At 67.2% G+C, this 26090-nt stretch carries 22 protein-coding genes; 5 read left to right on the top strand and 17 right to left on the bottom strand.

Going from position 1 to position 26090, the window contains the following annotated elements:
* Nucleotides 1-36: 36 nt before the first annotated feature.
* The 7 genes from FHS96_RS10610 to FHS96_RS10580 all read right to left on the bottom strand — a co-directional run bounded on the left by FHS96_RS10610 (nucleotide 37) and on the right by FHS96_RS10580 (nucleotide 6600).
* Nucleotides 37-1434 carry an efflux transporter outer membrane subunit gene (locus FHS96_RS10610; RefSeq protein ID WP_429590571.1) on the bottom strand — a complete coding sequence of 466 codons (1398 nt, stop codon included), beginning with the start codon at nucleotides 1432-1434 and terminating at the stop codon, nucleotides 37-39.
* A gap of 3 nt (nucleotides 1435-1437) precedes the next feature.
* Entirely contained in the window at nucleotides 1438-2361 is a 924-nt protein-coding gene (locus FHS96_RS10605; RefSeq protein WP_429590567.1) for an efflux RND transporter periplasmic adaptor subunit, read from the bottom strand.
* Nucleotides 2358-2573 carry a DUF1656 domain-containing protein gene (locus FHS96_RS10600; RefSeq protein WP_429590563.1) on the bottom strand — a complete coding sequence of 72 codons (216 nt, stop codon included), beginning with the start codon at nucleotides 2571-2573 and terminating at the stop codon, nucleotides 2358-2360. Before FHS96_RS10600 ends, FHS96_RS10605 begins: the two co-directional genes overlap by 4 nt.
* Complete coding sequence (locus tag FHS96_RS10595) at nucleotides 2570-4618, bottom strand: FUSC family protein (RefSeq protein ID WP_429590560.1); 2049 nt, start codon at nucleotides 4616-4618, stop codon at nucleotides 2570-2572. The genes FHS96_RS10600 and FHS96_RS10595 overlap by 4 nt, the downstream gene beginning before the upstream one ends.
* A complete protein-coding gene (locus FHS96_RS10590) occupies nucleotides 4615-5061 on the bottom strand; it encodes a MarR family transcriptional regulator (RefSeq protein WP_429590557.1) in 447 nt (148 codons plus the stop codon). The genes FHS96_RS10595 and FHS96_RS10590 overlap by 4 nt, the downstream gene beginning before the upstream one ends.
* A 325-nt stretch (nucleotides 5062-5386) precedes the next feature.
* Nucleotides 5387-6232, bottom strand: coding sequence for an arylamine N-acetyltransferase family protein (locus tag FHS96_RS10585; RefSeq protein WP_429590554.1), 846 nt, complete (start codon nucleotides 6230-6232; stop codon nucleotides 5387-5389).
* Nucleotides 6229-6600: a VOC family protein gene (locus tag FHS96_RS10580; RefSeq protein WP_429590552.1), complete on the bottom strand. Its 372-nt coding sequence runs from the start codon at nucleotides 6598-6600 to the stop codon at nucleotides 6229-6231. Before FHS96_RS10580 ends, FHS96_RS10585 begins: the two co-directional genes overlap by 4 nt.
* A 104-nt stretch (nucleotides 6601-6704) precedes the next feature.
* Here FHS96_RS10580 and soxR point away from each other — a divergent pair, with 104 nt between their 5' ends.
* Nucleotides 6705-7169: a redox-sensitive transcriptional activator SoxR gene (soxR, locus tag FHS96_RS10575; protein ID WP_429590549.1), complete on the top strand. Its 465-nt coding sequence runs from the start codon at nucleotides 6705-6707 to the stop codon at nucleotides 7167-7169.
* A gap of 22 nt (nucleotides 7170-7191) precedes the next feature.
* Here soxR and FHS96_RS10570 read toward each other — a convergent pair whose 3' ends face one another.
* Nucleotides 7192-7809, bottom strand: coding sequence for a hypothetical protein (locus FHS96_RS10570; protein ID WP_429590546.1), 618 nt, complete (start codon nucleotides 7807-7809; stop codon nucleotides 7192-7194).
* Nucleotides 7810-7937: 128 nt separating this feature from the next.
* On the opposite strand from FHS96_RS10570, the gene FHS96_RS10565 reads away from it, so the two are divergent.
* Nucleotides 7938-8651 carry an LCCL domain-containing protein gene (locus FHS96_RS10565; RefSeq protein ID WP_429590543.1) on the top strand — a complete coding sequence of 238 codons (714 nt, stop codon included), beginning with the start codon at nucleotides 7938-7940 and terminating at the stop codon, nucleotides 8649-8651.
* 7 nt (nucleotides 8652-8658) lie between these two features.
* On the opposite strand, the gene FHS96_RS10560 is transcribed toward FHS96_RS10565, so the two are convergent.
* A complete protein-coding gene (locus FHS96_RS10560) occupies nucleotides 8659-9099 on the bottom strand; it encodes a hypothetical protein (RefSeq protein WP_429590540.1) in 441 nt (146 codons plus the stop codon).
* 173 nt (nucleotides 9100-9272) lie between these two features.
* Here FHS96_RS10560 and uvrA point away from each other — a divergent pair, with 173 nt between their 5' ends.
* Entirely contained in the window at nucleotides 9273-12272 is a 3000-nt protein-coding gene (uvrA, locus tag FHS96_RS10555) for an excinuclease ABC subunit UvrA (protein ID WP_429590537.1), read from the top strand.
* Nucleotides 12273-12320: 48 nt separating this feature from the next.
* Complete coding sequence (locus tag FHS96_RS10550; RefSeq protein ID WP_429590534.1) at nucleotides 12321-13157, top strand: hypothetical protein; 837 nt, start codon at nucleotides 12321-12323, stop codon at nucleotides 13155-13157.
* A 679-nt stretch (nucleotides 13158-13836) separates the two neighbouring features.
* Here FHS96_RS10550 and FHS96_RS10545 read toward each other — a convergent pair.
* The 8 genes from FHS96_RS10545 to FHS96_RS10510 all read right to left on the bottom strand — a co-directional run bounded on the left by FHS96_RS10545 (nucleotide 13837) and on the right by FHS96_RS10510 (nucleotide 25058).
* A complete protein-coding gene (locus FHS96_RS10545; protein WP_429590531.1) occupies nucleotides 13837-14904 on the bottom strand; it encodes a Na/Pi cotransporter family protein in 1068 nt (355 codons plus the stop codon).
* A 63-nt stretch (nucleotides 14905-14967) separates the two neighbouring features.
* Nucleotides 14968-15762 (bottom strand): uroporphyrinogen-III C-methyltransferase, encoded by a 795-nt coding sequence (gene cobA / locus FHS96_RS10540; RefSeq protein WP_429590529.1) that lies wholly within the window; start codon nucleotides 15760-15762, stop codon nucleotides 14968-14970.
* On the bottom strand, nucleotides 15755-18352 hold the full coding sequence (locus tag FHS96_RS10535) for a molybdopterin-dependent oxidoreductase (RefSeq protein ID WP_429590527.1): 2598 nt from the start codon (nucleotides 18350-18352) through the stop codon (nucleotides 15755-15757). Before FHS96_RS10535 ends, cobA begins: the two co-directional genes overlap by 8 nt.
* A gap of 253 nt (nucleotides 18353-18605) precedes the next feature.
* Nucleotides 18606-18944 carry a nitrite reductase small subunit NirD gene (gene nirD / locus FHS96_RS10530; RefSeq protein WP_429590524.1) on the bottom strand — a complete coding sequence of 113 codons (339 nt, stop codon included), beginning with the start codon at nucleotides 18942-18944 and terminating at the stop codon, nucleotides 18606-18608.
* A 4-nt stretch (nucleotides 18945-18948) separates the two neighbouring features.
* Nucleotides 18949-21420: a nitrite reductase large subunit NirB gene (gene nirB, locus FHS96_RS10525; RefSeq protein WP_429590521.1), complete on the bottom strand. Its 2472-nt coding sequence runs from the start codon at nucleotides 21418-21420 to the stop codon at nucleotides 18949-18951.
* A gap of 10 nt (nucleotides 21421-21430) precedes the next feature.
* Nucleotides 21431-22636: an alginate export family protein gene (locus FHS96_RS10520; protein ID WP_429590519.1), complete on the bottom strand. Its 1206-nt coding sequence runs from the start codon at nucleotides 22634-22636 to the stop codon at nucleotides 21431-21433.
* Nucleotides 22636-23844: a nitrate/nitrite transporter gene (locus FHS96_RS10515; protein WP_429590516.1), complete on the bottom strand. Its 1209-nt coding sequence runs from the start codon at nucleotides 23842-23844 to the stop codon at nucleotides 22636-22638. Before FHS96_RS10515 ends, FHS96_RS10520 begins: the two co-directional genes overlap by 1 nt.
* Before the next feature lie 323 nt (nucleotides 23845-24167).
* Entirely contained in the window at nucleotides 24168-25058 is an 891-nt protein-coding gene (locus FHS96_RS10510) for a prephenate dehydratase (RefSeq protein WP_429590513.1), read from the bottom strand.
* A gap of 156 nt (nucleotides 25059-25214) precedes the next feature.
* On the opposite strand from FHS96_RS10510, the gene FHS96_RS10505 reads away from it, so the two are divergent.
* A complete protein-coding gene (locus FHS96_RS10505) occupies nucleotides 25215-25883 on the top strand; it encodes a c-type cytochrome (protein ID WP_429590510.1) in 669 nt (222 codons plus the stop codon).
* The last annotated feature ends 207 nt before the right edge of the window (nucleotides 25884-26090 follow it).

The following is a 26090-nucleotide window of genomic DNA, read 5'->3' as shown; positions in this document are numbered from 1 at the left end:
CACCAGCACCGGCCGGACCGCTCGATGCGCGGAGCCTTACTGCCAGCCGCCGCCTAGCGCCGTAAAGAGTGCCATCTGGTCGGCGACGAGGCGCGACCGGGCAGCGGCGTTCTGCGCCTCCGCCGCGGCGAGGCTGCGCTGCGCATCAAGCAGCGACAGGAAATCGCCGCGGCCGAAGCGGAACAGCCGGTCCGCCTGCGTGGCCGAGAGCGCGGCGCTGTCACGCGCCTCGGCCAGCCGCGCGGCGATCTGGCGATCCTGCCGATAGGTTTCGAGCGCGCTTTCGGTTTCGCGCAGCGCCTGCAGCACGGTACCGTCGAACGCGGCGATATCGGCGTCGACCTGCGCGCCGGCCTGCGCGATCCGCGCGCGGACGACCGGCCGGTTGGGAAAGGACCAGTTGATCAGCGGCCCGAGGCTGAACCCGAACGACGCGGCGGAGCCAGTGCCCGAGACCGGCCCGGCGAGCCCGATCGAGCCGCCGAGGCTGACCTGCGGATAGAGATCGGCGGTGGCGACGCCAATGCGCGCGGTGTCCGCGGCGATCATGCGCTCGGCGGCGCGGATATCCGGCCGGCGGCGGATCAGCGCCGCGCCATCACCCACCGGGATCGGGCGGGCGACATCGGGAAGGCGCGCGCAATCGGCGACCGCGGCAGGATAATCCGCGGGCGGCCGGCCGAGCAAGGTCGCGAGGCGATAGAGCGCGGTCTGGCGGCGAGTGGCGAAGGCGGGCAAGGTCGCCTCGCTGCCGTCGAGCGCGGCGGCGGCACGCGATACGTCGAACGCGGTGCCGCGGCCGCCCTTCTGCAGCCGCTGCGTCGCGGCCAGCGTATCGCGCTGGAGGGCGACGACGCGCTGGTTGACCGCGAGCTCGAAATTGGCGGCGCAGACATCGGCATAGGCGGTCGCGGTGGCCGCGACCACCGCGACGCGGGCGGCATCGCGCGCCGCCTCCACCGCTTCGCGATCGGCCGTGCCCGCCTCGATCGCGCGCCGGATCTTGCCGGCAAGATCGAGCGGGTAGGACAATGAGAGCGAGGCATCGTCACCCAATGTGCCGGGCAGCCCCTGACCGGTGCCGGAGGGCCGCGCCAAGGTGGTGCCGCCATTGACGGTGGTGGCGAGGCGGCGGCCGGCCTCGGTCTCGCGCAGGATCGCGTCGGCGCGGCGGAGGTTGGCGTCGGCGACGCGCAGGTCAGTATTGGCAGCGAGCGCTTCGGCGATCAGCGCGTCGAGCGCGGGATCGTCATAGAGGCGCCACCAGCGATCAGGCAGCGGCGCCTGGGCGAAGGCGGGATCGTCGGCCGAGTGGAAGGCGCCGGTCGCGGCGGGCTGCTGCGAGACGGCGTTGACCGGCGGGCGATAGTCCGGCCCCGCGGTGCAGGCGGCAAGCGTGGCGGCGAGCAGCAATGCGGGCAATGCGCGGCGCATGGATCAGCCCCTCGCGGTGCCGGCCGGCCTGGCAGGCTGGGCTGGCTGGGCCTTGGCGGCCGCGGGTGGCTGGATCGTCACCGTCGCGGTGCGGCCGGCGATCAGCCGCACGGCATCCGGCGCCTTGTCCAGCCGGACGCGCACCGGGATGCGCTGCGCCAGCCGCACCCAGGAAAAGGTCGGCTCGACGGTGGGCAGCAGATTGTCGGAATCGCTGCGGCTGGCATCGTTGATGCCATAGGCGATGCTTTCGACATGACCGGAAAGCAGCGCCTGTTCGCCCATCAGCTTCACCGTCACCGGCGCGCCGACGCGGATATTGGCGAGCTTGGTCTCCTCGAAATAGCCCTCGACGCGCAGACTGTCGCCGTCGATCAGCGCCATGGCCTGCTTGCCGGCGCCGACATAGTCGCCCGGATGAAGATCGAGGTTGGTGACCGAGCCGTTGACCGAGGCGGTGACGCGGGTGCGGCGCAGATCGAGACGGGCGCCGTCGAGCGCGGTGATGGCCTCCGCCAGTGCGGCGCGCGCGGTGGCGACGCGGGCGACATTCTGTTCATGGCTTTCGGTGGCGACGAGATCGCCCAGCGCCATATCGCGCTGTGCCTCGCGCTGCGCCTGCCCCAAGGTGGCGCGGGCGCTGGCGACGCGCGCCTCGGCCTGCGCGACGGCCAGCGCATAACGCGGGCGATCGATCACGAACAGCAGGTCGCCTGCGTGGACCATCTGATTGTCCTTCACCGCCACCTCGGTCACCAGCCCGCCGATATCGGGGGTGACGCGCACCACATCGGCGCGGACACGGCCGTCGCGCGTCCATGGGCTGCGCTCATAATGGTTCCACATCCAGATCGCGGCGGCGAGCGCTGCGGCGACGATGAGGATCGTGGCCGCGCTGCGGCCGATGGGGGCGAGATACTGCTTCATAGGGTTATGCCGGTAAGAGGGATGAGGACGGACAAGGCGCCGAGGATGAGGACGAACAGGCAGAGATCGACCAGCGCGCGATAGGCGACGAAGCGATAGAGCCCGAATGCCCCGACGAGGCGGGTGGCGAGCGCGGTGAGGATCAGCGCCGCGCCGCTGAGCAGCACGAGCGTGGGCAGGAAGACGCCGCCAAGCGCGATCTCACCGGTCATGCCGGAATGCCTTTCGAATATACGGAGATGTCCGGAAACAGCGCGCGGCGCAGGCTGACGAGGCCCAATGTCGCGCGGCGGCGGATGCCGGCATCGGCATCCTCGGTGAGCGTGGCGATGGCGGCGTCGATATCGGCCAGCAGCCGTGCGGGCGCGGGTTGCGGCGCATCGGGATCGAGCGTGCGGTAATAGGCCGAGACATCCTGCAGCACCGGCGTCAGCGCGTCAGGGCCGGCGCGCGGCCGATCGAAGCGGAGCTGTCGCAATTCGCTGACGGCGATGCCGGTGCGCAGATCGCGCAGCGCCGCGTAGAGCAGCGCCCCGCCCGCCTCGCCCCGCGCCGCGAGGCGGGGTGCGAGCAGCCCCATGCGATCGAGCATGCGGTTGATCCACGCGCGCGTGTCCGGCGCGGTGGTAGCAAGGCAACGATTGGCAAGATCGATCCATCCCGCACGGAGCGTGCGCCGCACCGCCGCCTCGGCACCGGCCGACTGGAGCAGTCGCGCCATCACGATCGCGAACCAGATGCCGACGAGCTGTGCGAGCGCGCCGTTGGCGAATTCGGTGAAATCGCTGACATAGCGTTCGCCCAGCAACGCCGGGCTGCCCAGCCCGAGCAGCATCGACAGAGCGACGATGCCATAGCGCGGGGAGGCGAGCAGCGCGCCGCCCGCCAGCAAGGTGGGTGCCAGAACCGCGATCAGCAGCGGGAAGCCGTCGACGCGCGGCAGGATGGCGAAGCCGTAGATCGCGCCGATGATCGTCGCCAGGGCAGTGCCGATCAGGAAGCCGCGCAGCGGCACCGACGCATCGTCACTGGCGGAAAACAGCGCGAGGAAGACGCCCGCCAGCATCACCGCGGTGCCACCATCGTGCCAGCCGCTGCCGATCCACAGGCAGCAGCCGATCAGGATGGTGAGGAAGGCAGACATCGCCCCGCGCGCCGCGCCACCCACATCGCGGTGCAGTTCGCGTGCGCGGCGGCCATCGAGCAACGCAGCGACCCGCGCACTGACAGGTTCCCGGCTGTGGGTGCGGAGCTGATCGTCAAGGTCGCGGCAGTCGCGGTGAGCGGCGATCAGGTCAGACAGGCGCGCGAGCAGGCTCAGCCGCAACATGCCCGCCCAATCGAGGTCGAGGCTGGCGGCGGGCTCCAGCGCGGCGCAGCGCGCGCGCAGCGCCTCGGCACCGGCGTGGCGCAGCGCGCGATCGCTGTCGGGCGCGGCGAGCCAGGCGCGGCTGTCATCGAGCAGCGTGGCGAGCTCGGGCGACAAGCTGCCGGATTGCTGCAGCTGCGCGACGCGATCTTCCACCGCCGCGCCCAGCGGCATCAGCAGTGAGAGCTGATCCTGCAGCGCGCGCACGGTGCGGACGCGCGGCGAGAGGCGCGCGGTTTCGAACGGAAGATGGCCCGAAAGCTGGTGCAGTTCGGCGATGTCGCGCGCGAGGCGGCGGCGCTCCGCATCGAGGGCAGGGACGGGCTCGGTCGCGATCGCGTCGCGCGACCATCGCTCGGCATCCTGCAGGATCGCCGCGACCCGCGCCAGCAGCAGGTTGGCGACCGAGCCGGGGAAGACCAGCCCGTGGACCAGCGATCCGCAGAGGATGCCGATCAATATTTCCTGCACGCGCAGGCTGGCGACGGTGAAGATCTGGTCGGGGATGCCGACGCTGGGGAAGGCGATCAGGCAGCAGGTATAGCCCGACAGCACAAACATATAAGCGCGCGGCGTGCGATCGAGCAGCGAGACGAACACGCACAACCCGACCCAGCCGGCGAGCGCGATCGAGAGCAGCTCGGGCGCGTTGACCAAGGGCGGCACCATCAGCACCGTCACGGTCGCGCCGATCAGGGTGCCGAGGATACGGAACAGCGCCTTGGACAGCACTGCGCCCGCCAGCGGCTGCGCGACGATGAAGGTGGTGAGGAACGCCCAATAGGGCCGTTCCAGCCCGATGCTGAACGCCACGAACAGCGCGAGCGCCGCCGCCGCGAGGCACTTCAGGGAGAAGAGCGCCGCCGCACCACCGAAGCGTTCGATCATGGCTGGAGGCGCCTTGCGGCGATTTCCCGGCTGAGCACCTCGCAGACCCGCAAGGTCGCCTCGATATCCTCGGTCGGCAGATCGGCAAGTAATTCGATGCGCAGCACCTGCAGCCGTTGTTCGATCTTGGCGGCGAGCGTCGCACCGGTTTCGGTCAGGCTGACATGGTTGATGCGCCGATCCTCGGCATCGTTGCGCCGCGCAACCAGCCCCTGCGCCTCGAGCTGCTGCAAGGTGCGCACCAGCGACGGCTGGGTGACGCCGATCTGGCGCGCGAGATCGCCCTGCTTCACCGCGGGGCCGAGGCGATCGAGATAGATCAGGCACCAGCCTGACGAGTTGGACACGCGCAGTTCCGCCAGCACCTCGTCCGCAAGCTGTTGCCAGGCGCGGGAGACGGGGCTGAGGCGGGTGGCGAGATCACGTTCGAGCTTGCGACGCATGGATATTAGTTAGCCAACTAACAGTCTTCTTTCAAGAGGCGATGGTGCGGTGCAGCGAGAAAGAGTCTGGAAGCGCCGGGAGGGAGGGCCTGCCCCTCCTCCTCAGGGCATCGGATCGTCCGGTCCCCCCGGACTGGACTTGGACTGCCCGGGGGCAGTCCAACCCGATGCCGGGTTGGGGTGGAGGCGAGCGCAGCGAGCTTCCGGCGGAGCCGGAAAAGATCGCCAACGGGGGCATTGAGCCCCGCCGTCGCTTCTCCACCACCGTCCCCTCCTCTGAAGAAGAGGGGTGATACGGCCCACCGCCCCTCCCCCCGAAGGCCCGTCAGCCGAACAGATCCCGATGCCGTGCCTCGATCGACGGCCACATCGCCGCGACCTCCGGCACATCCAATCCGAACCGCTCGCCGAGTACCTCAACGATCTCCTGCCCGCTCATGAGCAGGCGTTTCTCGCGCGCCCACGGGGTCGATTCGGTGAGGACGCGGCCACGCAGCGCCAGGTGCACCGAGCCAATGCGGCGCTGCGCGACGAGGTTCTGGACGAAGACCGAGGCGGGATCGGTCTGCAGTGCGATGAGATGCGCGGCGAGGCGGCTGTCGTCGGCGGGTTCGGGGCGGAAATCCCAGCTGAACGGCATGCCGCCGATCCATTCCTCGAAGCGCCACCAGCCCTCGCCGATCGGCTTGAGCGCGATGTCGAACGGCGCATGCTCATGCCGCCCTTCCGCGAAGGGGATGGGCTCGGCGAGGCTGCCGCCGAAACCGACGTCAACCAGCCAGGGCCGGTCAAGCATGACGATCAGAGCAAGATGATTGCCGAGCGCGGCGTCGCCGCGCTCCACGCGCATCACGCCGCCGCCAATCCGCATCACTGGAAAGCCGAGCGCGGTCAGCGCCCAGCCGAGCAGGCCGTTCTGTTCGAAGCACCAGCCGCCGCGCCGCCGCACGACCAGCTTGTCATAGATTGCCGGCAAGGCGCTCGACACGCGGCGCTGGAGCAGCACGTCGACATTCTCGAACGGGATCGCGGCGATATGCGCGCGGACGATGCCCGCCAATGTCGTATGATCGACCGCGCAGGGGCCCGCATAGCCGATCCGCCGCAGATAGGCGTCGAGCGCGGTGAAGGCCGACACCTCGGCCCGCGGGGGAGGAAGGCGTGAAATCATCGGTAGCTCACCACCTCATATTCGATTCCGTCGGGATCGAGGAAGTAAAAGCGGCGGCCGGGCGCATAGTCGCCATGGTTGAACGGGCCGAGCCCGGCGGCGATCACGCGCCGTTCGGCATCGTCGAGATCGTCGACCTCGATGCCGATATGGTTGAGCGGCCGCCCCTTGGGGCTGGCATCGCGCGCGGTGCGCGCTTCGGAAAGCGCGACATAGGATCCGGCCCCGCCGACATGGACGGTGCGGCCGCCGCTGATGTTGGTGCCCTGCCAGCGGACCTGCCAGTCGAACAGCGCCTGCATCATGCCGGCTGTCCGGCCGGGATCGGCGACGGTGATGTTGATATGTTCGATTCGCGGATGTGCCATTGCGGTCTCCTGATGGTTCCTGCGCGGCGCCCGGGCACCGCCGATTTGCCCCTCGTGCAACCTCAAGCTAAGTTGAGGTCAAGCTTGAAATGACGGACGGGATGATGGCGCAATCGAGCCTGCTGACGATCGGCGAACTGGCGCGGCGCACCGGCCTCAGCGTCTCGGCGATCCGTTTCTACGAGGCGCGCGGGCTGGTGAGCGCGATCCGCACAAGCGGCAACCAGCGCCGCTTCCTGCGCGCCGACATCCGCCGGCTTTCCTTCGCGCTGATCGCGCAGCAGCTTGGATTGTCATTGGGAGAGATCGAGGCGGAACTGGCGACGCTGCCGCATGGCCGCGCGCCGACGCAGGCTGACTGGGCGGCGATCAGCGCGCGCATCCGCGGCGCGATCGACAGGCGCATCGCGATGCTGCAGCGGACACGCGACCGGCTGGACGGCTGCATCGGCTGCGGCTGCCTGTCACTCAGCAATTGCGCGCTCTACAACCCGGAGGATCGCGCCGCGCGCTCCGGCGCGGGGCCTCGCTTCGTGTTGCAGGAGGGCGATCCGCCCGCGGGACGATGACGGTCGCGCCGGAGCGTGCGGCCTAACCGCACTTCCGGTAGCCGAAGCTCGTGCCGCCGCGGTTGAAGCTCAACCGCCGCCCGTCTGCGGAAAGATCGATCGACTGTTCCGCGCGCTCGGTCGTGCCCTCGGCATGGTGGACGATGTCGACCAGCAGCCGGCTGCCGGTGCGCGTCGCCGACTTCACCTCGGACCGGCCCTCATAATAGCCGATCTCGGCGGGGGTCACGACGATGCGCGTCAGCCCCGGCTGCGCGCTGCAATCGCCCGGCTCGATCGCCCAGGTGCCGCGATAGGCCGCCGGAATCGGCCCGGGCGCGGCATCCGCCGGTGTCGGCGCCTTCTCAGGCGCGCCGATCTCGTCGGGCTCGGGCGTGCGGGAGGGCAGCACCTCCGGCGCGGACGGCCGCATCGCCGCGGCATTGTCCTCTCCGGCGACATTGTCGGCGCCCTCCTGCCCCTCCGGCGCGGGCTGGCAGGCGGTCAGCAGGATCAATCCGGCGCTTGAGGGCAGGATCAGGCTTCGCATGGTCAAGGAACGCGTGCCCCGGCGGAAGGCTCCGCCTTGCAGATCGACGCCCTGGTCACCTTCACTCGGGCGCGGCTCTCCTTGCACGCCGGCCGGCTTCTTCTTGATCATCCCTATCCTCTCCTTTTCCGGAGGACATAGCATGGCAGGGAATGTTTGCGCGCCGACGATGAACATTGTCGCATCATTTCGGCAGTGATAATCGTAGCTGCGGCAGGCGATGGTGGGAGAGGGGCTCCATGATGCGTGCAATCACGATGGTCCGTTCGGCTTTGGCGCTGGGTCTTGCGGCGCTTGCCGGCATGGGTGGCAGCGCGCTCGTCGCTCAGAACCGTGATCTGCCCGCCTGCCCATCCAAAATGAGTTCAGGCACTGCGCTCACCTGTACCTGCGCGGCGCGCGATTCCGCTTATGGCCCGGTGTGGGGCACGGACATCTACACCGATGATTCGTCGGTCTGCCACGCAGCCGTCCATGCCGGAATCATCGGCTTCGACGGCGGCGTGGTGACGGTGGTCGCGCAGCCCGGCCGCCAATCCTACGTCGCCAGCGAGCGCAACGGCGTGGTCAGCGATCGGTGGGGGGCCTGGGGCCGCAGCATCGCCTTTCGCGCCGCCAACATCGCAGGCGGTTCGGGCAGCGGTACGCTGCCGCCGCGGCAAAGCGCCGCTGCCTCCTGCCCCGCCGATGCGCGCGGGGTCGGCGGCGCCGGCCTCACCTGCCGCTGCGGCGCCGGCTCTCGCGGTGCCGGGCCGGTCTGGGGCAGCGGGCCCTACACCGCCGATTCCTCGATCTGCAACGCGGCCGTCCATGCCGGCCTGATTTCCGACGATGGCGGCGTCGTGACGCTGCGCAGCGCCCCGGGGCGCGCGAGCTATGCGGGCATGCAGCGCAACGGCGTGAGCACCAGCAATTGGGGCAGCTACGAAAAGAGCTTCCTGTTCGTGCGCTGAGCCGCGCTCAATCGGGAAGTATCAGCGCGCGCGGGGCGCCATATTCCTCGTCCCACGCCGCCCACGCGACGTCGGTCGGCGCGAGGACGAAGTCCTTCACCACCCACCGCCCCTGCTCCCTGGCGAGCAGCGCGTGGATCATGTCGCCGTCCAGCAAACCATCGCGCTGCTGCTGCGCATAGTGGGTTTGCCGGAAGTCGATCGGCTTGCCCGACGGCGTCTGCGGCGTGACCTGTGCGAAGGCATGGCGATCGGTCGCGCGCAAGGTGGTGACGACGAACTTCACCGGCTGGCCGAGATCCTTCGCGATCACCGGGCGCAGCGCGTCGAGCAGGGTCTTGCGCAGGGGATCTGCGGCCGCGACCTCATGGACCTGCGGGGTCGGCGGAGCGGCGATGGCGGGCGTGGCGAGGGCGAGCGCGAGCAGCGCGAGGGATCGGATGAGCATGAAGCGGTGATATCGCGATATGGTCTTGAGGGTCAGCACTTTACGCCCTCGCGCGTGCCCAAGCCGGGAATCTTCACCCAAAGCTTGTCCCGCGCCGCCCCGCACCCCAAGTGGGTCGGAATGCAAGCCCGGCACTTGCCCATTGCGAACAAATCTGGAACAAACTGGCCCCCATGCTGACCCACATTTCGGTGCGCGGTGCGCGCGAGCACAATCTCAAAGGCGTCGACGTGGAGATTCCGCGCGATACGCTGACCGTGATCACCGGGCTTTCGGGCAGCGGCAAGTCCAGCCTCGCCTTCGACACCATCTATGCCGAGGGCCAGCGGCGCTACGTCGAGTCGCTCTCCGCCTATGCCCGCCAGTTCCTCGAACTGATGCAGAAGCCGGATGTCGAGCATATCGACGGGCTCAGCCCCGCCATTTCGATCGAGCAGAAGACGACGAGCCGCAACCCGCGCTCGACCGTCGCCACCGTGACCGAGATCTACGATTATATGCGCCTGTTGTGGGCGCGCGTCGGCATTCCCTATTCGCCTGCCACGGGCCTGCCGATCGCCGCGCAGACCGTCAGCCAGATGGTCGACCGGGTGATGGCGCTGCCGGAAGGCACGCGCTTCTATCTGCTCGCCCCGGTCGTGCGTGGTCGCAAGGGCGAGTATCGCAAGGAACTGGCGGAGTGGCAGAAGGCGGGCTTCACCCGCGTCCGCATCGATGGCGAGTTCCACGACATCGAAGCCGCCCCGGCGCTCGACAAGAAGTTCAAGCATGACATCGAGGTGGTCGTCGACCGCATCGTCGTGCGCGAGGGCATCGAGACGCGGCTGGCGGACAGCTTCGAAACCGCACTGAAGCTGGCCGAGGGGCTGGCCTATGCGGATATGGCGGATGGCACGGTGCCGTCCGGCGATGGCGCCACGGCCACCGGCACGACCAGCGCCGCGCCGAAGAAGATGAAGGGCGCCGGGGTTCCCGACAACCGCATCGTGTTTTCGGAAAAATTCGCTTGCCCGGTTTCCGGCTTCACCATTCCGGAGATCGAGCCACGGCTGTTCAGCTTCAACGCGCCGCAGGGCGCCTGCCCGGCGTGCGACGGCCTGGGCGAGAAATTGCTGTTCGACGAGGATCTCGTCGTCCCCAACCACGCGCTTTCGCTGAAAAAGGGCGCGATCGTGCCTTGGGCGAAGTCCAATCCGCCCAGCCCCTATTATATGCAGGTGCTCGCCAGCCTCGCGCGTGAGTTCGGCTTCAGCCTGGATACGCCGTGGAGCGACCTGCCGGGCGAGGTGCGGCTGATCATCCTGCACGGCACCGGCGGCAAGCCGGTAACCCTGACCTTCGTGGACGGCAAGAAGAGCTACGACGTCCGCAAGCCGTTCGAAGGCGTGATCGGCAACCTCAACCGCCGCATGATCCAGACCGAATCGGCGTGGATGCGCGAGGAGCTGAGCAAGTACCAGGCCTCGCACCCGTGCGAGACCTGCCATGGCGCGCGCCTCAAGCCCGAGGCGCTGGCGGTGAAGGTGGCGATGTCGACGATCGCCGACGTCGTCCGCCTCTCGGTGGTCGATGCGCTCGATTTCTTCTCGACCTTGCTGCCCAAGCTGGGCGAGCAGGCGCAGCAGATCGCCGAGCGCATCCTCAAGGAAATCGTCGAGCGGCTCGGCTTCCTCAACAATGTCGGCCTCGACTATCTCAACCTCGATCGCACCTCGGGCACCTTGTCCGGCGGCGAAAGCCAGCGCATCCGGCTGGCCTCGCAGATCGGCTCCGGCCTGTCGGGCGTGCTCTATGTGCTCGACGAGCCGTCGATCGGCCTGCACCAGCGCGATAACGACATGCTGCTGGCGACGCTGCGCCGGCTGCGCGACCTCGGCAACACCGTGCTCGTCGTCGAGCATGACGAGGATGCGATCCGCACCGCCGATCATGTCATCGACATGGGGCCGGGCGCCGGCGTGCATGGCGGCCAGATCGTGGCGCAGGGCAAGCTGGAGGATATCCTCGCGACCGAGGGCAGCCTCACCGGCGACTATCTTTCCGGTCGCCGCGCGATCGACGTGCCGGAAAAGCGCCGCAAGGGCACCGGCAAGAAGCTGACGGTGCATAACGCCACCGCCAACAACCTCACCGGCGTCACCGCCTCGATCCCGCTCGGCACCTTCACCTGCATCACCGGCGTGTCGGGATCGGGCAAGTCGAGCTTCACCATCGACACGCTCTACGCCGCCTCGGCGCGCGCGCTGAACGGGGCGCGCATCCTCGCCGGCAAGCATGACAAGATCACCGGGCTCGAACATCTCGACAAGGTGATCGACATCGACCAGTCGCCGATCGGCCGCACCCCGCGATCGAACCCGGCGACCTATACCGGCGCCTTCACCAACATCCGCGACTGGTTCGCGGGGCTGCCCGAGGCGCAGGCGCGCGGCTATAAGCCGGGCCGCTTCAGCTTCAACGTCAAGGGCGGCCGCTGCGAGGCGTGCCAGGGCGATGGCGTGCTCAAGATCGAGATGCACTTCCTGCCGGACGTCTATGTGACGTGCGACGTCTGCCACGGCGCGCGCTACAACCGCGAAACTCTGGAAGTGAAGTTCAAGGGGATGAGCATCGCCGACGTGCTCGACATGACCGTCGAGGATGCGGTGGAGTTCTTCAAGGCCGTGCCGCCGATCCGCGAGCGCATGGCGATGCTGGCGGAAGTCGGCCTCGGCTACGTCAAGGTCGGCCAGCAGGCGACGACATTGTCGGGCGGCGAGGCGCAGCGCGTGAAGCTCTCCAAGGAACTGAGCCGAAGGGCCACCGGCAACACCCTCTACATCCTCGACGAGCCGACCACCGGCCTTCACTTCGAGGACGTCCGCAAGCTGCTCGAAGTGCTCCACGCACTGGTCGAGCAGGGCAACACCGTGGTGGTGATCGAGCATAATCTCGACGTCATCAAGACCGCCGACTGGATCCTCGACCTCGGCCCCGAAGGCGGCGTGAAGGGCGGCGAGATCGTCGCCGAAGGCACGCCCGAGGATGTGGTGAAGGTGCCGGCGAGCTTCACCGGGCGCTATCTGGCGCCGCTGCTGGAAAAGCGTGCGGCGGCTCCGGTTGCCACTGCGCCGAAGAAGGGGCGGAAGAAGAAGGCGGTGCAACTGGCGCTGGAGGATGAAGCGGCGGAGTGACATTGCACATGAAATAGACGAACCTCCTGCCGAGCCGGGAGAGACGTCATGCTGTTGATGCATATTCTACGAGTGAGATGCGAGAAGAACCCCCAAGGCACCTTCTTTGAAGAGAGTCGAGATCCGGCAGAAATTATAGTTGATGCCATAAAGGCAATGCCAATGACTAATGTGGGCAGAGGATCGCAATGGCATATCGCTAAGCCGGAAGATGTATCCGGGTCTGTTGGCTTTAAGATCGGCCGAACCGGCGCTATAACAATGCCAAAATTTGACACAGAATCTCGCGACTTTGTTGATCATGAGGTTGAGAAAGCGCCATATACATTTGGCTTATTTGATCCAGAACTTCAAGCTTGCGGGATTATAAAGAAGGACGGCGTATCGATCCGGGTGAATGAACTTGCTGGAAAGTTAGAGAGACTGCTGAACTCCACCCCATATCCGAATGCAGCAGGCGTTCGCATCGTCGTAGATCCTATTCACGATCCTAGCGACTTTATCTCTTTATTAAGATCCTCTCATCAAATTATTAAGTTTAGCTTCACCGCATCATTTCCAAACCCTTTTGATGTAGAGAGCCTCATACAAGGGCCTGCTGAAAAGTTTACGGAAGCCGCTGGTGGAAAGAGCACCAAAATCGAGGTCGAGGGAGAGGATCTAAACGTCGAGTTACTAGAGGAGGTGACTCGGGGAGTAGCATCGACAGGCGACGAGGCGTCCGCAACGGTCAAGCCAAAAGCGGGCGAGCCAAGCAAGCGTATTCACTTGGACGGGAACCCGCTTCTGGAGCGGCTCCCGAATGAGGCGATGAGCAATTTATACGACACAATGCGGGAACGCGTCCAAGACGCGTACCTAAAAATCAGACGATTTGTTCCATGATTACACCATTTTGGACATGGTTCCGAAAAGGACATGGGCAAAGCCGAGCCGGCTTTCGCAACTTGCTAAACAAAAAACTCGCGATCCACGCGATGATCGCGATACTAATGTTGAATTTGATAAAGATTACCCCATTTGAAGCTGCTGGCAAAGTTCTTTTCCCTGCAGCCTCTATTCTTGTATCCATGGCCGTTGCGTGGACATCCAGAGCCGCAACAATTTTGCAAGACAAATCATTTAGAGACACAGTAATCGGCAACGAAAATCCTCTCGAAGCGTATGTATATAGCTATCAGCTATCTCTATTGATAATCATAACCATGGTCAGCGTTGTTTTCATAATGGCAGTAGGAGGGTTTGATTTCTATATATATTCTCGAGAATGGTCAGTCCGTTCTTCAGGTTTTACTCTATATTTTCTGTTAAGTCTTTCGGTCTCGGAGTGCTGGGCAGTTATTGACTTCTCAAATCTCCTCACGCTGTTGAATGACAAGGCCTCGAAATCAAGAAATAATTCGAACAACTTATAATAAAAATTTTCCGCAAATGATGTTCTTATCTGATCCGAAATCACGGAAACAAGATATCAAACAAAGATATCGCTTTATAATAACTAAGCCGAGACTTTAACTTTCATCGACGTAAGATAGGATCGCAGCGCCACCTTCAGTCCACCCGTCTAACCAGAACGAGCTACCTCACCCCCGCCGCTCTCCGCATCCCCACCCCGCTCCGGCACCAGCCGCTCCAGCAGCCACGCCGCGCTCCGCACGAACGGCAGCGCCACCAGCGCCCCCGCCACATTGAACAGCACATGCGCATTGGCGATCTGCTGCCCCACATCTCCCGCGGTCGCCGTCGCGAAGCGGGCGAGCAGGCCGATCAGCGCGACGCCGATCGCCACCGTCACGATGTTGAACAGCAGATGGAAGATCCCTGCCTTCACCGCCGCGCGCGAGCGGCCGATGGTGGCCACCAGGGTGTCGGCACAGGTGCCGATTTCGGCGCCCAGCATGATCGCCAGTCCCGCGGGCAGGCTGATGATGCCGCCGCCCGCCAAGGTGATGACGATGCCCATCATCGCCGAGGAGGACTGGATCGCCACCGTGACCAGCGCGCCCGCCAGCACGCCGAGCAGCGGGTTCTCAAACTCGCGCAACAGGGCGAGCACCTCCTCATGCTTTTCCAGCGGCTCGGCGGCGTCGCCAATCACGTGCAGGCCGAACAGCACGAGGCCCAGCCCCATCAGGATCGAGGCGCCCTGCCGCGCCTTGTCCGATCGGGCGAAGGCGCGCCACAGCAGGGCGGCGAGCAGCAGCAGCGGTGAGAACTGGTCGACGTTCCACGCGAACACCTGGCTGGAAACGGTCGTGCCGATATTGGCGCCGAGGATCGCCGGCAGCGCGTTGGTGAAGGAGATCAGCCCGGCGTCGACGATCGCGATCATCATGATGATCACCACCGACGAGGAATCGAGCACCACCGTCGCCGCGGTGCCGCCGGCAAGCGCGCCGAAGCGGTTCAACGAGACCCGTTCGAGCAGCGTCTGGAAACGCCCGCCCTGCGTCGTCTTCAGCCCGCGCGCAAGCAGGTCTACGCCATAGAGAAACAGCGCGAGCCCGCCGAGCATGCCGAGGCCGAGTTCGAGCCAGTCGACCTCGGCCGGCGTGTCGGGCGCCTGCGCGAATGCCGGCACGGCAATCCAGGCGAGTAGGGCATAACAGGCGAATCGCAGGGCAAGCGGCATGAGCGCGTTCCTCGACCGCCCCGCCCGAAGCCCCTCAGATCATGCCGGGATGACGCCTTGATGTCAGCGCGCGGCCGCGTGCCCGGCGGCGGCGATCCGGCTCCGCTCGCCCTGCGCCTCGCCCGCCCCCGCCACCGCCTGCCCGATCAGCAGCAGCGCCGGCGCCTCGTCCGCGATCGTCTCCACCGCGAAGGGCAGCAGGTCCAGTCGGGTGCGCAGCATCAGTTCGTCGGGGAGGCTGGCGTTGATCACCACCAGCGCTGGCGTGTCCGCCGCCATGCCGTGGGCGATCAGGGCGCGGGCGATTTCGGGGGCGGCGGCGCGGCCCATATAGACGGCGAGGGTCGCGCCGGGGTCGGCGAGGGCGTGCCAGTCCAGATCCAGCGCTTCGCCGGCGCGGGCGTGGGCGGTGACGAACTGCAGGCGGCGGGCGAAGCCGCGCAAGGTGAGCGACACGCCGGCGGCGGCCGCGGCGGCGCTCGCCGCGGTGATGCCGGGGCAGATGCGCACGCGCACGCCATGGTCGGTCAGCGCAGCCATTTCCTCCATCGAGCGGCCGAAGATCGAGGGGTCGCCGCCCTTCAGCCGCACCACCCGCTCGCCCGCTAGCGCGGCTGCGACGAGCAGATCGTTGATGCTGGTCTGATCCTTCGAGTGGCGGCCGGAGCGCTTGCCGACCGGCACCAGCCGGACATGGCCGGGCACCAGATCGAGCACGCCGGAACCGACCAGCGCATCATAGAACACCACGCTCGCCGCGCGGATCAGCTTCTCGGCCTTGCGGGTGAGCAGGTCGGGGTCACCGGGGCCGGCACCGACCAGCCAGACCTCACCGGGGGCAATCAGGGGATCAACCATTCACGGCCTCCTGGGCATCACCGATCAGCTTGCTGATCGCGGGGCGGCATGAGCCGCAATTGGTGCCGGCGGAGAGCGCGGCGCCGACCGCCTCGACGCTCGCCAGCCTTTGTTCGGTGATTGCCGCGATCAGGGTCTTGAGCCCGACATCGAAGCAGACGCAGACGATCGGGCCGCGATCGGCCTGCGGCGTCGCCGGGCGGCCGGCGAGCAGCGCGATCGGCGAGTCCGGCTCGGCGGCGGCAAGCTGCGCGACCAGCCAGTCGCGGGTCGGCAGGCGGGTGCCGGCGGGGGCGACCATGATCGCCGCCTTCAGCCGATCCCCCTCCAGCACCGCGACGCGATAGCGGCCGCGCTTGGCGTCGCTCGCCTCGATCCGGCTGCCGGCGGGCAGCATCGCGGCGAGGAAGGCCTGCGGATCGCCCTCCCCCGCGAACTCGACCAGCCAGCCGGCGCCGGCGCGGATGCGCGTTGCATAAAGTGCGTCGGCACGCGCCGGTTCCTCGGCGGATACCATGAAGCCGTGCCACGCCGGCGCCACCGCCTCGACCCGCGCGGGCGTCGCCTTGAAGCCGGGCTGGCCGGAATGCGGATCGACCAGCGGGCGCGGCAGCAGCCCGGTGCGGCCGCCGGTGGATTGCCGATCAGTCCAGTGGATCGGCGCGAACGCCTCGCCGCGGCGCTGGCCGGGCTCGATATGGACGCGGTAGACGCTGGCACCCTGCGGCGTCGCGACGCGGGCGAGCGCGCCTTCGCCCAGCCCCAGCGCCAGCGCATCCTCCGGGTGCAGCTCGACCAAAGGCTCCTGCCGGTGGACGCTGAGTCGCGCCGACAGGCCGGTGCGCGTCATCGTGTGCCACTGGTCGCGATAGCGGCCGGTGTTGAGGGTCATCGGCCAGTCGGCGAGCACCGGCTGGAGCGGCGCCTGCGCCACCGGCAGCAGCCGCGCGCGACCGTCCGGCGTGGAATAGCGGCCATCGGCGAAGGGCCGGCCGCCCCAGCGGAACGGCGCCATCGCATCATAATCGGCGTTGGAGAGCGCAACCTGCGCGCGCAGGTCGAACAGCCGCGTGCCACCATTCTGATAGGTGGAAAGGCGGGCATGTTCGCGCCACACATCGGCGGGCCGCTCGAACGCGAAGGCGTTGCGCCAGCCCATCGCACGGGCGACCTGGGTGATGATCCACCAGTCCGCGCGCGCCTCGCCGGGCGCGGCGAAGATCGGGCGCTGGCGGCTGATCACGCGTTCGGAATTGGTGACGGTGCCGTCCTTCTCGCCCCAGCCGGCGGCGGGCAGCTTCACATGGGCGAAAGCGGTGGTGTCGGTGTCGGCGATGCAGTCGGACACGACGACGAAGGGGCAGGCTGCCAGCGCCTCGCGGACGCGGCCGGCGTCGGGCATCGACACCGCCGGGTTGGTCGCCATCACCCACAGCGCCTTTACCTTGCCCTCGCCGATGCGGCGGAACAGGTCGACCGCCTTCAGCCCCGGCTTTTCCGCCATCCGCGGCGCCGACCAGAAGCGCTGGACGCGCGCGACATTCTCGGGCGCGAAATCCATGTGCGCGGCAAGCGTGGAGGCGAGCCCCCCGACCTCACGCCCGCCCATCGCATTGGGCTGGCCGGTGATCGAGAAGGGCGCCGCGCCCGGCTTGCCGATGCGGCCGGTGGCGAGGTGGACATTGATGATCGCGTTGACCTGATCGGTGCCGCGCAGCGACTGGTTGATGCCCTGGCTGAACAAGGTGACGGTGCGCGGCGTGCGCGCGAACAATTCGTAGAAGCGGCGCAGGTCAGCCGGCGGCACATCGCAGGTGCGCGCGGTGGACCAGAGATCGCAGGCGTCGATGCCGTCCCAGAAGCCGTCGGGCACGTTCAGGTGCTGTGCAATATACTGCTCATCGCAAATGCCCTCGGCGCGGCAATGGGCGAGCAGCCCGTTCATCAGCGCGACGTCGGTGCCGGGGCGCAGCGGCAGATGGAGATCGGCGCCCTCGCAGGTCTCGGTGCGGCGCGGGTCGATCACCACCAGCTTGCTGCCGCGCGCGGCGCGGGCGGCCTGGATGCGCTGGTGGACGATCGGGTGGCACCAGGCGCTGTTGGAGCCGATGAGGATGATCAGGTCGGCGTCGTCGAGATCGTTATAGCTGGCCGGCACGACATCCTCGCCGAACGCGCGCAGATGGCCGGCGACCGCGCTCGACATGCACAGCCGCGAATTGGTGTCGATGTTCGCCGATCCGATGAAGCCCTTCATCAGCTTGTTGGCGACATAATAATCCTCGGTCAGCAACTGGCCGGAAACGTAGAAGGCGACGCTGTCGGGCCCGTGCTTCGCGATCGCGTCCGCGAAGCGGCGCGCGACATGGGTGATGGCGCGATCCCAGCTTGTGCGGCGGCCGGCGATCTCGGGGTGGAGCAGCCGGCCCTCGAGGCTGACGGTGTCGCCGAGATGGGTGCCCTTGGAGCAGAGTTTGCCGGTGTTGGCGGGGTGGTCGGGGTCTCCCGCGATGGTGACGCTGCGATCGCCGGTGGGGGTGGCGAGGATGCCGCAGCCGACGCCGCAATAGGCGCAGGTGGTTTTGATCACTTGCCCTCTCCCCTATGGGGAGAGGGGTATCGGATAGGCTCCAATGGCCGAGATGGACGCCTTACTGCCCTCTCCCGCACTTGGCGGGAGAGGGTTGGGTGAGGGGCCGAGCGCAGCGAGGCTTCTTCTTGTTCTTCGGGCACCGAGCGTGGGGATAGATCGGCGCCGAAGAACGCTCGCTTCGCTCGCGACCTCACCCAACCCTCTCCCGCGAAGTGCGGGAGAGGGCTTTTTGTGCGGCTCCCGTGCCTGCTCACGCCGCCAGTCCCAGCGTGGATTGCCGGCAGATCAGCACCCGGCCGCTCGCCACCCTCAGCGGGATGGTCGGGGTGCAGCCCTTGTCTTCGCCCTGCGCCTCGCCGGTCGCGAGGCTGATCACCCAGTTGTGCAGCGGGCAGGTCACGCTGTCGCCATGGACGATGCCCTGGCTGAGCGGCCCGCCCTTGTGCGGGCATTTGTTGACCAGCGCGTAGATCGCGCCCGCGCCGGTGCGGAACAAGGCGATCTCCTCGCCGCCGGCGACCTTCACGGTGCGGGCGCCGCGCAGCGGAATATCGGTTTCGGCACCGACGTCGAGCCATTCGGGCATCATCGGATCAGGCTCCTTCGAAAGCGGGAAGCGGGCGGACTTCGGCCAGCGGCCGGTGCAGGTTGCGGTCGACGCCGGCGGCGCGCTGCTCCCACGGATCGTCCTGCGAGAATTGCTGGCTGTACCAGAAGCGCGAGGCGAGGCTGTCGCGCCCCTCCTCATCCTCCACCACCCGCGCCTTGATGTAGGCGAGGCCGATGCGCTCGATCCACGGCGCGGTGCGTTCCAGATAGCGCGCCTCTTCGCGGTAGAGCTGCACGAAGGCGGCGGCATAATGCATCGCCTCCTCCTCGCTGCCGACCTTGACCAGCAGGTCGGTGGCGCGGACGTGGATGCCGCCATTGCCGCCGACATGGAGTTCATAGCCGCTGTCGACGCAGACCACGCCGAAATCCTTGATCGTCGCCTCGGCGCAGTTCCGGGGGCAGCCGCTGACCGCCATCTTGAACTTGTGCGGCATCCAGCTTCCCCAGAAGCCGCGTTCCAGCTTCACGCCGAGGCCAGTCGAATCCTGCGTGCCGAAGCGGCACCATTCGGAACCGACGCAGGTCTTCACCGTGCGCAGCGCCTTGCCATAGGCGTGGCCGGAAACCATGCCGGCGGCGTTGAGATCGGCCCACACCGCGGGCAGATCCTCCTTCTTGATGCCGAAGATATCGAGGCGCTGGCCGCCCGTCACCTTCACCATCGGCGCATCATACTTCTCGACGACATCGGCGATGGCGCGCAGTTCCTGCGGGGTGGTGAGCCCGCCCCACATCCGCGGCACGACCGAATAGGTGCCGTCCTTCTGGATGTTGGCGTGCATCCGCTCGTTGACGAAGCGGCTCTGCTGGTCGTCGACATAGTCGGCGGGGTTGGCGCAGAGCAGGTAGTAGTTGAGCGCGGGGCGGCACGAGGCGCAGCCGTCGGGCGTCGACCAGTGCAGCTTCTGCATCACCTCGGGGATCGAGACCATGTTCTGCAGCACAATCTCGCGGCGGACATCGTCGTGGCCGAAGCTGGTGCATTTGCACATCGTCTTGACCGCGCGCTCGCCGGCATAATCGCCACCCAAGGTCAGCGCGAGCAGGCTTTCGACGAGGCCGGTGCAGGATCCGCAGGAGGCGGAGGCCTTGCAGCTGCCGCGCACCGCATCGAGCGTGCAGGCGCCGCCCTGGATGGTCGCGACGACCTTGCCCTTGGTCACGCCGTTGCAGCCGCAGATCTCGGCATCGTCCGAGAGCGCCGCAACGGCCGCCTTAGGGTCCGCCGCGCCGCCTCCGGCGGCGAAGGCCTGTCCGAAGATCAGCGCGTCGCGGACGTCGGAGATATCCTCGCCCTTCTTGAGCAGGTCGAAATACCAGCTGCCGTCCGCGGTATCGCCATAGAGCACCGCGCCGACGACGCGGTCATCCTTCACCACGACGCGCTTGTAGACCCCGCGCGCGGCGTCACGCAGGACGATGTCCTCTGCGCCGTCGCCCCCGGAGAAGTCACCGGCGGAGAAGACGTCGATGCCGGAGACCTTGAGCTTGGTGGAGGTGACCGAGCCCTCATAGCCGGTGCAGCCGGTGGTGCAGCCGTCCGCCAGCGCGCGGCACATCTCCCACAGCGGCGCGACGAGGCCATAGACCTGGCCGCGATGCTCGACGCATTCGCCGACCGCGAGGATCGCGGGATCGGAGGTGACCATATCGTCATCGACCTGGATGCCGCGGCCGACCGCAAGGCCGGCGTCGCGGGCGAGCGCGGTGTTGGGGCGGATGCCCACCGCCATCACCACCAGGCTCGCAGGGATCTCGCGCCCGTCCTTCAGCCGTACGCCTTCCACCTTGCCGTCACCGACAATCTCGGCGGTATCGGCGCCGGTGATGATCGTCTGGCCGCGGCCTTCGAGCGCGGTCTTGAGCAGCCAGCCTGCCGCCTCGTCGAGCTGCCGTTCCATCAAGGTCGGCATCAGGTGCAGCACGGTGACCTTCATGCCGCGCAGCGAGAGGCCATGCGCCGCCTCCAGCCCGAGCAGGCCACCACCGATCACAACCGCATCGCCGCCCGCCGCCGCCGCGGCGAGCATCGCATCGACATCGGCCATGTCGCGGAAGCTGATGACGCCCGGCAGATCCTTGCCGGGCACCGGGATGATGAAGGGGTCGGAACCGGTGGCGATCAACAGGCGATCGTAGGACAGCGTCCGGCCCGCCTTCGACGTCACCGTCTTCGCGGCGCGGTCGATCGCGGTCACCGGGTCGCCGGCGATCAGCTCGATGCCATGATCGATGTACCAGCTGCGGTCGTTGATCACGATCTCTTCGAAGCTCTTCTCGCCTGCGAGCACCGGCGAAAGCATGATGCGATTGTAGTTCACATGCGGTTCGGCGCCGAAGATCGTCACCTTGTAGCGGTGCGGATCGCGCGCGAGGATTTCCTCGACCGCGCGGCAGCCGGCCATGCCGTTGCCGATCACGACGAGATGTTCGCGTTGCTGAATGTGGGTCATGGCTGGATCCTCACAGGACATAATCGAGTTCGAGCCACAGCTTCGTCGTATCGGTCGCGAAGCGGTCGGCGTCATAGGCGGCGAATTTGGCGAGGAGGCTGATCCGCTTGGTCGGCTTCACGCCGATCTGCGCGTTCCACTCCGTGCCGTAATCGATCGAGAGGCGGTCGCTGTCGAAGCGGTGCCAGGCGACGAGCAGGCTGACGGGGCCTGCGGGCGTCTTCGGCAGCGCGTAACCGGCGCTGGCGTAGAGATCGCGGATGCCGTTGGCGGGGGTCGTCAGGAACTTGTCCGCCCAACCCTGGAATTTGTGGGCGGTGGCGAGCGGCGTCTGGAAGGCGGTGCCGGCGCTCCCCTTGCCGGCGCCCAGCACCTCATAGCCGCCGGTCACGGTGACGCCGGCGGCGGTCAGCGCCGCCTCCCCCAGCCAGTAATCGGCGCGATAATCGTTGGGGTTGCTCTGCCAGTCGGACTGGCGGGCGAAGCTGGCGATCAGGCCGAGCTTGACCTTGTCGCCGAGCGGGAAGGCGCCGACCGCGCGTGCGCCATAGGTCTGGCTGGAGAATATCCGCTTCCCCGGCTCGTCCTGATCGATGAGGAAGGTGAGGCCCTTCACCGTCACCGGCCCCAGCTTCACGCCCGCGGTGGCGAGCAGATTATCGCCGGAGATCGCTTGGATTGCGCTGTCGACGCCGAAGATGGTGCGATCGGACCAGGCATAGGTGACGTCGAGCATCACCGGGCCAAGCGCCTGGCTTTCGAGGCGGACGGCATCGAAGGTCTGCTCGTTCTGCCGCCACGCCACCGAGCCGACGAAGCGCTGATCGTCGAGGTTGATGCGCTGACGGCCGACCGTCAGCACCGTCTTGGGCAGCCCGCGATACTGGAGCTGGAGGCGGTTGAGCTCGACCGTCTCGGGGTCGGCGACGGTCGGAAACAGCGTCTTGCCGTTGGTGGTGCTGTTGTAGCGGCCGGAGATCGCCAAGGTCGCCTCGGCCTCGGCGAGCACCGCGAAGGCGCCGCGCTTGTATTCGAAGCCGCTGCGCACCCGCGCGGTGACGGCATCGGCATCGCGCGGCAGGCCATCCTGGTCGACGCCCTCATAGCGCAGGCGGGCATCGACAATTGGGGTGAAGCCCTCGGCCACGCTCTGGGCAGTGGCCGCGGCTGGGGCGAGCGCCGCCCCGGCCACAAGGAGGGCATACAGCCCGCGCATCAGATCCGCGCGCCGGCGAGCGCCGCACCCCAGGTCCGCTGCCAGCGGCGGCGCACCAATGTGAGGCTGCCGAGCGCGACCACCGCCAGCGCGGCGAACACGAGGAAGCCGAGCTGCGGGCTGCCGGTGATCTGCTTGGCGAGGCCGAGCGAGGAGGCGAGGTAGAAGCCGCCGAGTCCGCCGGCGAAGCCGACCAGCCCGGTCATCACGCCGATTTCCTTGCCGAAGCGCTGCGGCACGAGCTGGAACACCGCGCCATTGCCGGCACCCAGCGCCAGCATCGCGACCACGAACAGGCCGAGCGCGATCGGCAGGTTGGCGGGGCCGGTGCTGATCGCGGCGAGTGTGACCGCCGCCAATGTGTAGACCAGCATCAATGTGCGGGTGCCGCCGATCCGGTCCGCCAGCGCGCCACCCATCGGCCGCACCATCGATCCGGCGAACACGCAGGCGGCGGTGCAATAGCCCGCGACGATCGTGGTCAGCCCGAACTGATCGGTGAAATAGATGCTGAGCGAGGCGGAAAGGCCGACGAAGCCGCCGAAGGTGACGCCGTAGAACAGCATGAACCACCAGGCATCCGCAGCCTTCAGCGGCTCGAGATAGGCGGTGAAGGGCTTGGGCGCGGGCTGGTTGGGCGCATCCTTGGCGAGCGCCAGATAGATGACCAAGACGATCGCGAGCGGGATCGCGGCGAGGCCGAGCACCGCGTTCCAGCCGAACGCCTTGGCGAGCGCGGGCGCGAACAGGGCGGCGAGCACGGTGCCCGAATTGCCCATGCCGGCGATGCCGAGCGCGGTGCCCTGATGCTCGGCCGGATACCAGCGGCTGGCGAGCGGCAGCGCGACCGCGAAGCTAGCGCCGGCAAAGCCCAGGATCACGCCGACCGCGATCGTGCCGATGAAGCTGTGGACGCCGAGCGCCCAGGCGGTGACGAGCCCGACGATGACGATCACCTGATTGATCGCGCCGGTGCGCTTGGGGCCGATCTTGTCGACCAGCAGCCCGTTGACGATGCGCAGGATCGCGCCGGCGAGCGTCGGCACCGCGACCATGAAGCCCTTTTCGGCGGGGCTCAGCCCGAGATCTTTGGCGATGTCCGGCCCGAGCGGGCCGAGCAGCACCCACACCATGAAGGCGAGGTCGAAATAGAGGAAAGCAGCGAACAATGTCGGGCGATGGCCCGCATTCCAGAATCCCTTGTTCATCGAACGGCTCCGCGCTGCTCTTCGGACCCCGGATGGCGACCCCCACGCCAAATCCGATCCGTTGAGGGCATGAAAAAAACCGCCTCGAATCACGGCCATTGGGGGACCGGTTCGGGCGGCGTCTTTGCCTTGCGCGCTCCCCTGGGAGCGGCGCGCCGGCCATGCCCCTCGTTGGACGTGGCCGGTTATGAATCTTCCGAACGTCTGTGTCCGGACGTTATGAAGCTGTCATGGATATACATATCGCGCAAGCCTATTCTTTTGCGATGCAGCAATTGCACGCAAAATAGGCAAACACCCGGCTAGCGGTCGGTGTGGCGAGGTCAGCCCCGCTTGCGCGCCTGCGGATAGGTGCCGAGCACACGCACCCATTTGGTGTGGAACTTCAGTTCCTCCAGAGCGCGGCTGAGCGTGGGATCGTCGGGATGCCCCTCGATATCGCAATAGAATTCGGTCGCCGCGAAGCTGGCGCCGCGCTGGTAGCTTTCCAGCTTGGTCATGTTCAAGCCGTTGGTCGCGAAGCCGCCCAGCGCCTTGTAGAGCGCGGCGGGGACATTCTTCACCTCGAAGATGAAGGTCGTCATGAACGGCCCCGGTCCGGTCACGGTGCCCGATCCACGCGCAAGGACGACGAAGCGCGTCATGTTGTGCGCGGCATCTTCCAGTCCGGTGGCGAGGATCGGCAGACCATAGGTCTTGGCCGCGAGCGGCGGCACGATCGCGCCGATCTTCGGATTGCCCATCTCCGCAACGAGCGCCGCCGCGCCCGCGGTGTCGGGATAGGGCACCGGCTGGATGCCGTGCTTGCGCAGCCAATGGCGGCATTGGCCCAGCGCCTGCGGATGGCTCATCGCCTCGGTCACCTGCGCGTCGGGCGTCAGGCCGACGAGGCAGTAATGAATGCCGAGAAAATGTTCGCCGGTGATCACCAGCCCCGATTCGGGCAGCAGGAAATGCATGTCCGCCACGCGGCCGTGCAGCGAATTTTCGATCGGGATGATCGCGCAGTCGGCGCGCCCCTCGCGCACCGCATCGATCGCATCCTCGAAGCTGAAGCAGGGCAGCGGCAAGGCGTTGGGAAAAGCCTGCGCCACCGCGATATGCGAATTGGCGCCCGGGGCGCCCTGGAAGGCGACGGCGCGGTGCGGCTCGCGCGCGGCGGCCTCGATCATGCCGGCAACGATCGGCCGGGCGGGGGCGGGAAAGCTTTCCATTGTGGCGTGCGCGCTTAGCCAGCCCCACGCGCGTCCGCAAGCGCGCGCATGCGCGATCTGCACGCCGTCTGGCGCTTGCGCGCCCGCACGCCCGATTCTATGGGAAGGTCATAGGCCTGCAGGGATGGGCTGGTATCGAGAGAGGTTCGGGGGCGCATGGACAATCGCTTCAACACGATCGCTGGCTGGGTTCTCGCTGGTGGTATCGCAGCGCTGGGCCTCTCGATCCTGACGGGCGAATATTTCCACCCCGAGCGGCCCGAGAAGATGGGCTATCCAATCGAGGGCGTCGAACTGGAAGGCGAAGGCGGCGGCGCGGATGCCGGCCCGCCGATCGAGACGCTGCTTGCCAGCGCCGACGCCGGCAAGGGTGCCGAGGTGTTCAAGAAATGCGCGGCCTGCCACACAGTGAACCAGGGCGGCGCCAACGGCATCGGCCCCAATCTGTTCGGCACGATGGGTGAGCCGATCGGCCAGGGCAAGGGCGGCTTCGCCTTCTCCGATCCGCTGAAGGCGGTGGGCGGCAATTGGGACTTCGCGAAGATGAACGCGTGGCTGACCTCGCCGCGCAAGTTCGCACCGGGCACGAAGATGACCTTCGCCGGCCTTTCCAAGCCCGAGGATCGCGCCAATCTGATGATCTACCTCAACCAGCAGGGCTCGAACCTGCCGTTGCCGGCAGCACCCGCGGCGGCAGCAGCGGCGCCCGATGGCGATGCGGCCGCTGCCGAGGCCAATGGCGGCGGCAACAATGAGGCGGCGGCAGCTCCCGAGGGCAATGCGGCAGACGCGGTAAGCAACGCGCTGGCCCCGGCTGCCAAGTAAGATCTGCCCGCTTGCAGGTGAAGCTGTTGCTATGACGATCTTCTCACTGCGTTTGCGCTGATCACCGGCCGCCGGCCCTTCATCCGGGCCGCCCCAGTGCATCGCCCCGCCGGTACCACCGGGTCGGGGGCAAGCGACATGAGATATAGACGTCATGCCTTTCGAAAGCGACGCGGGGCGCGCCTTGCGCCCGAACGCCATCGAGCA

Origin of the sequence: Sphingomonas zeicaulis, from assembly GCF_050433225.1 — a bacterium.
Classification (GTDB): Bacteria; Pseudomonadota; Alphaproteobacteria; order Sphingomonadales; family Sphingomonadaceae; genus Sphingomonas_D; species Sphingomonas_D zeicaulis.
Note: the sequence above shows the minus strand (reverse complement) of the source record. Positions and strands in the feature narration are given on the sequence as shown.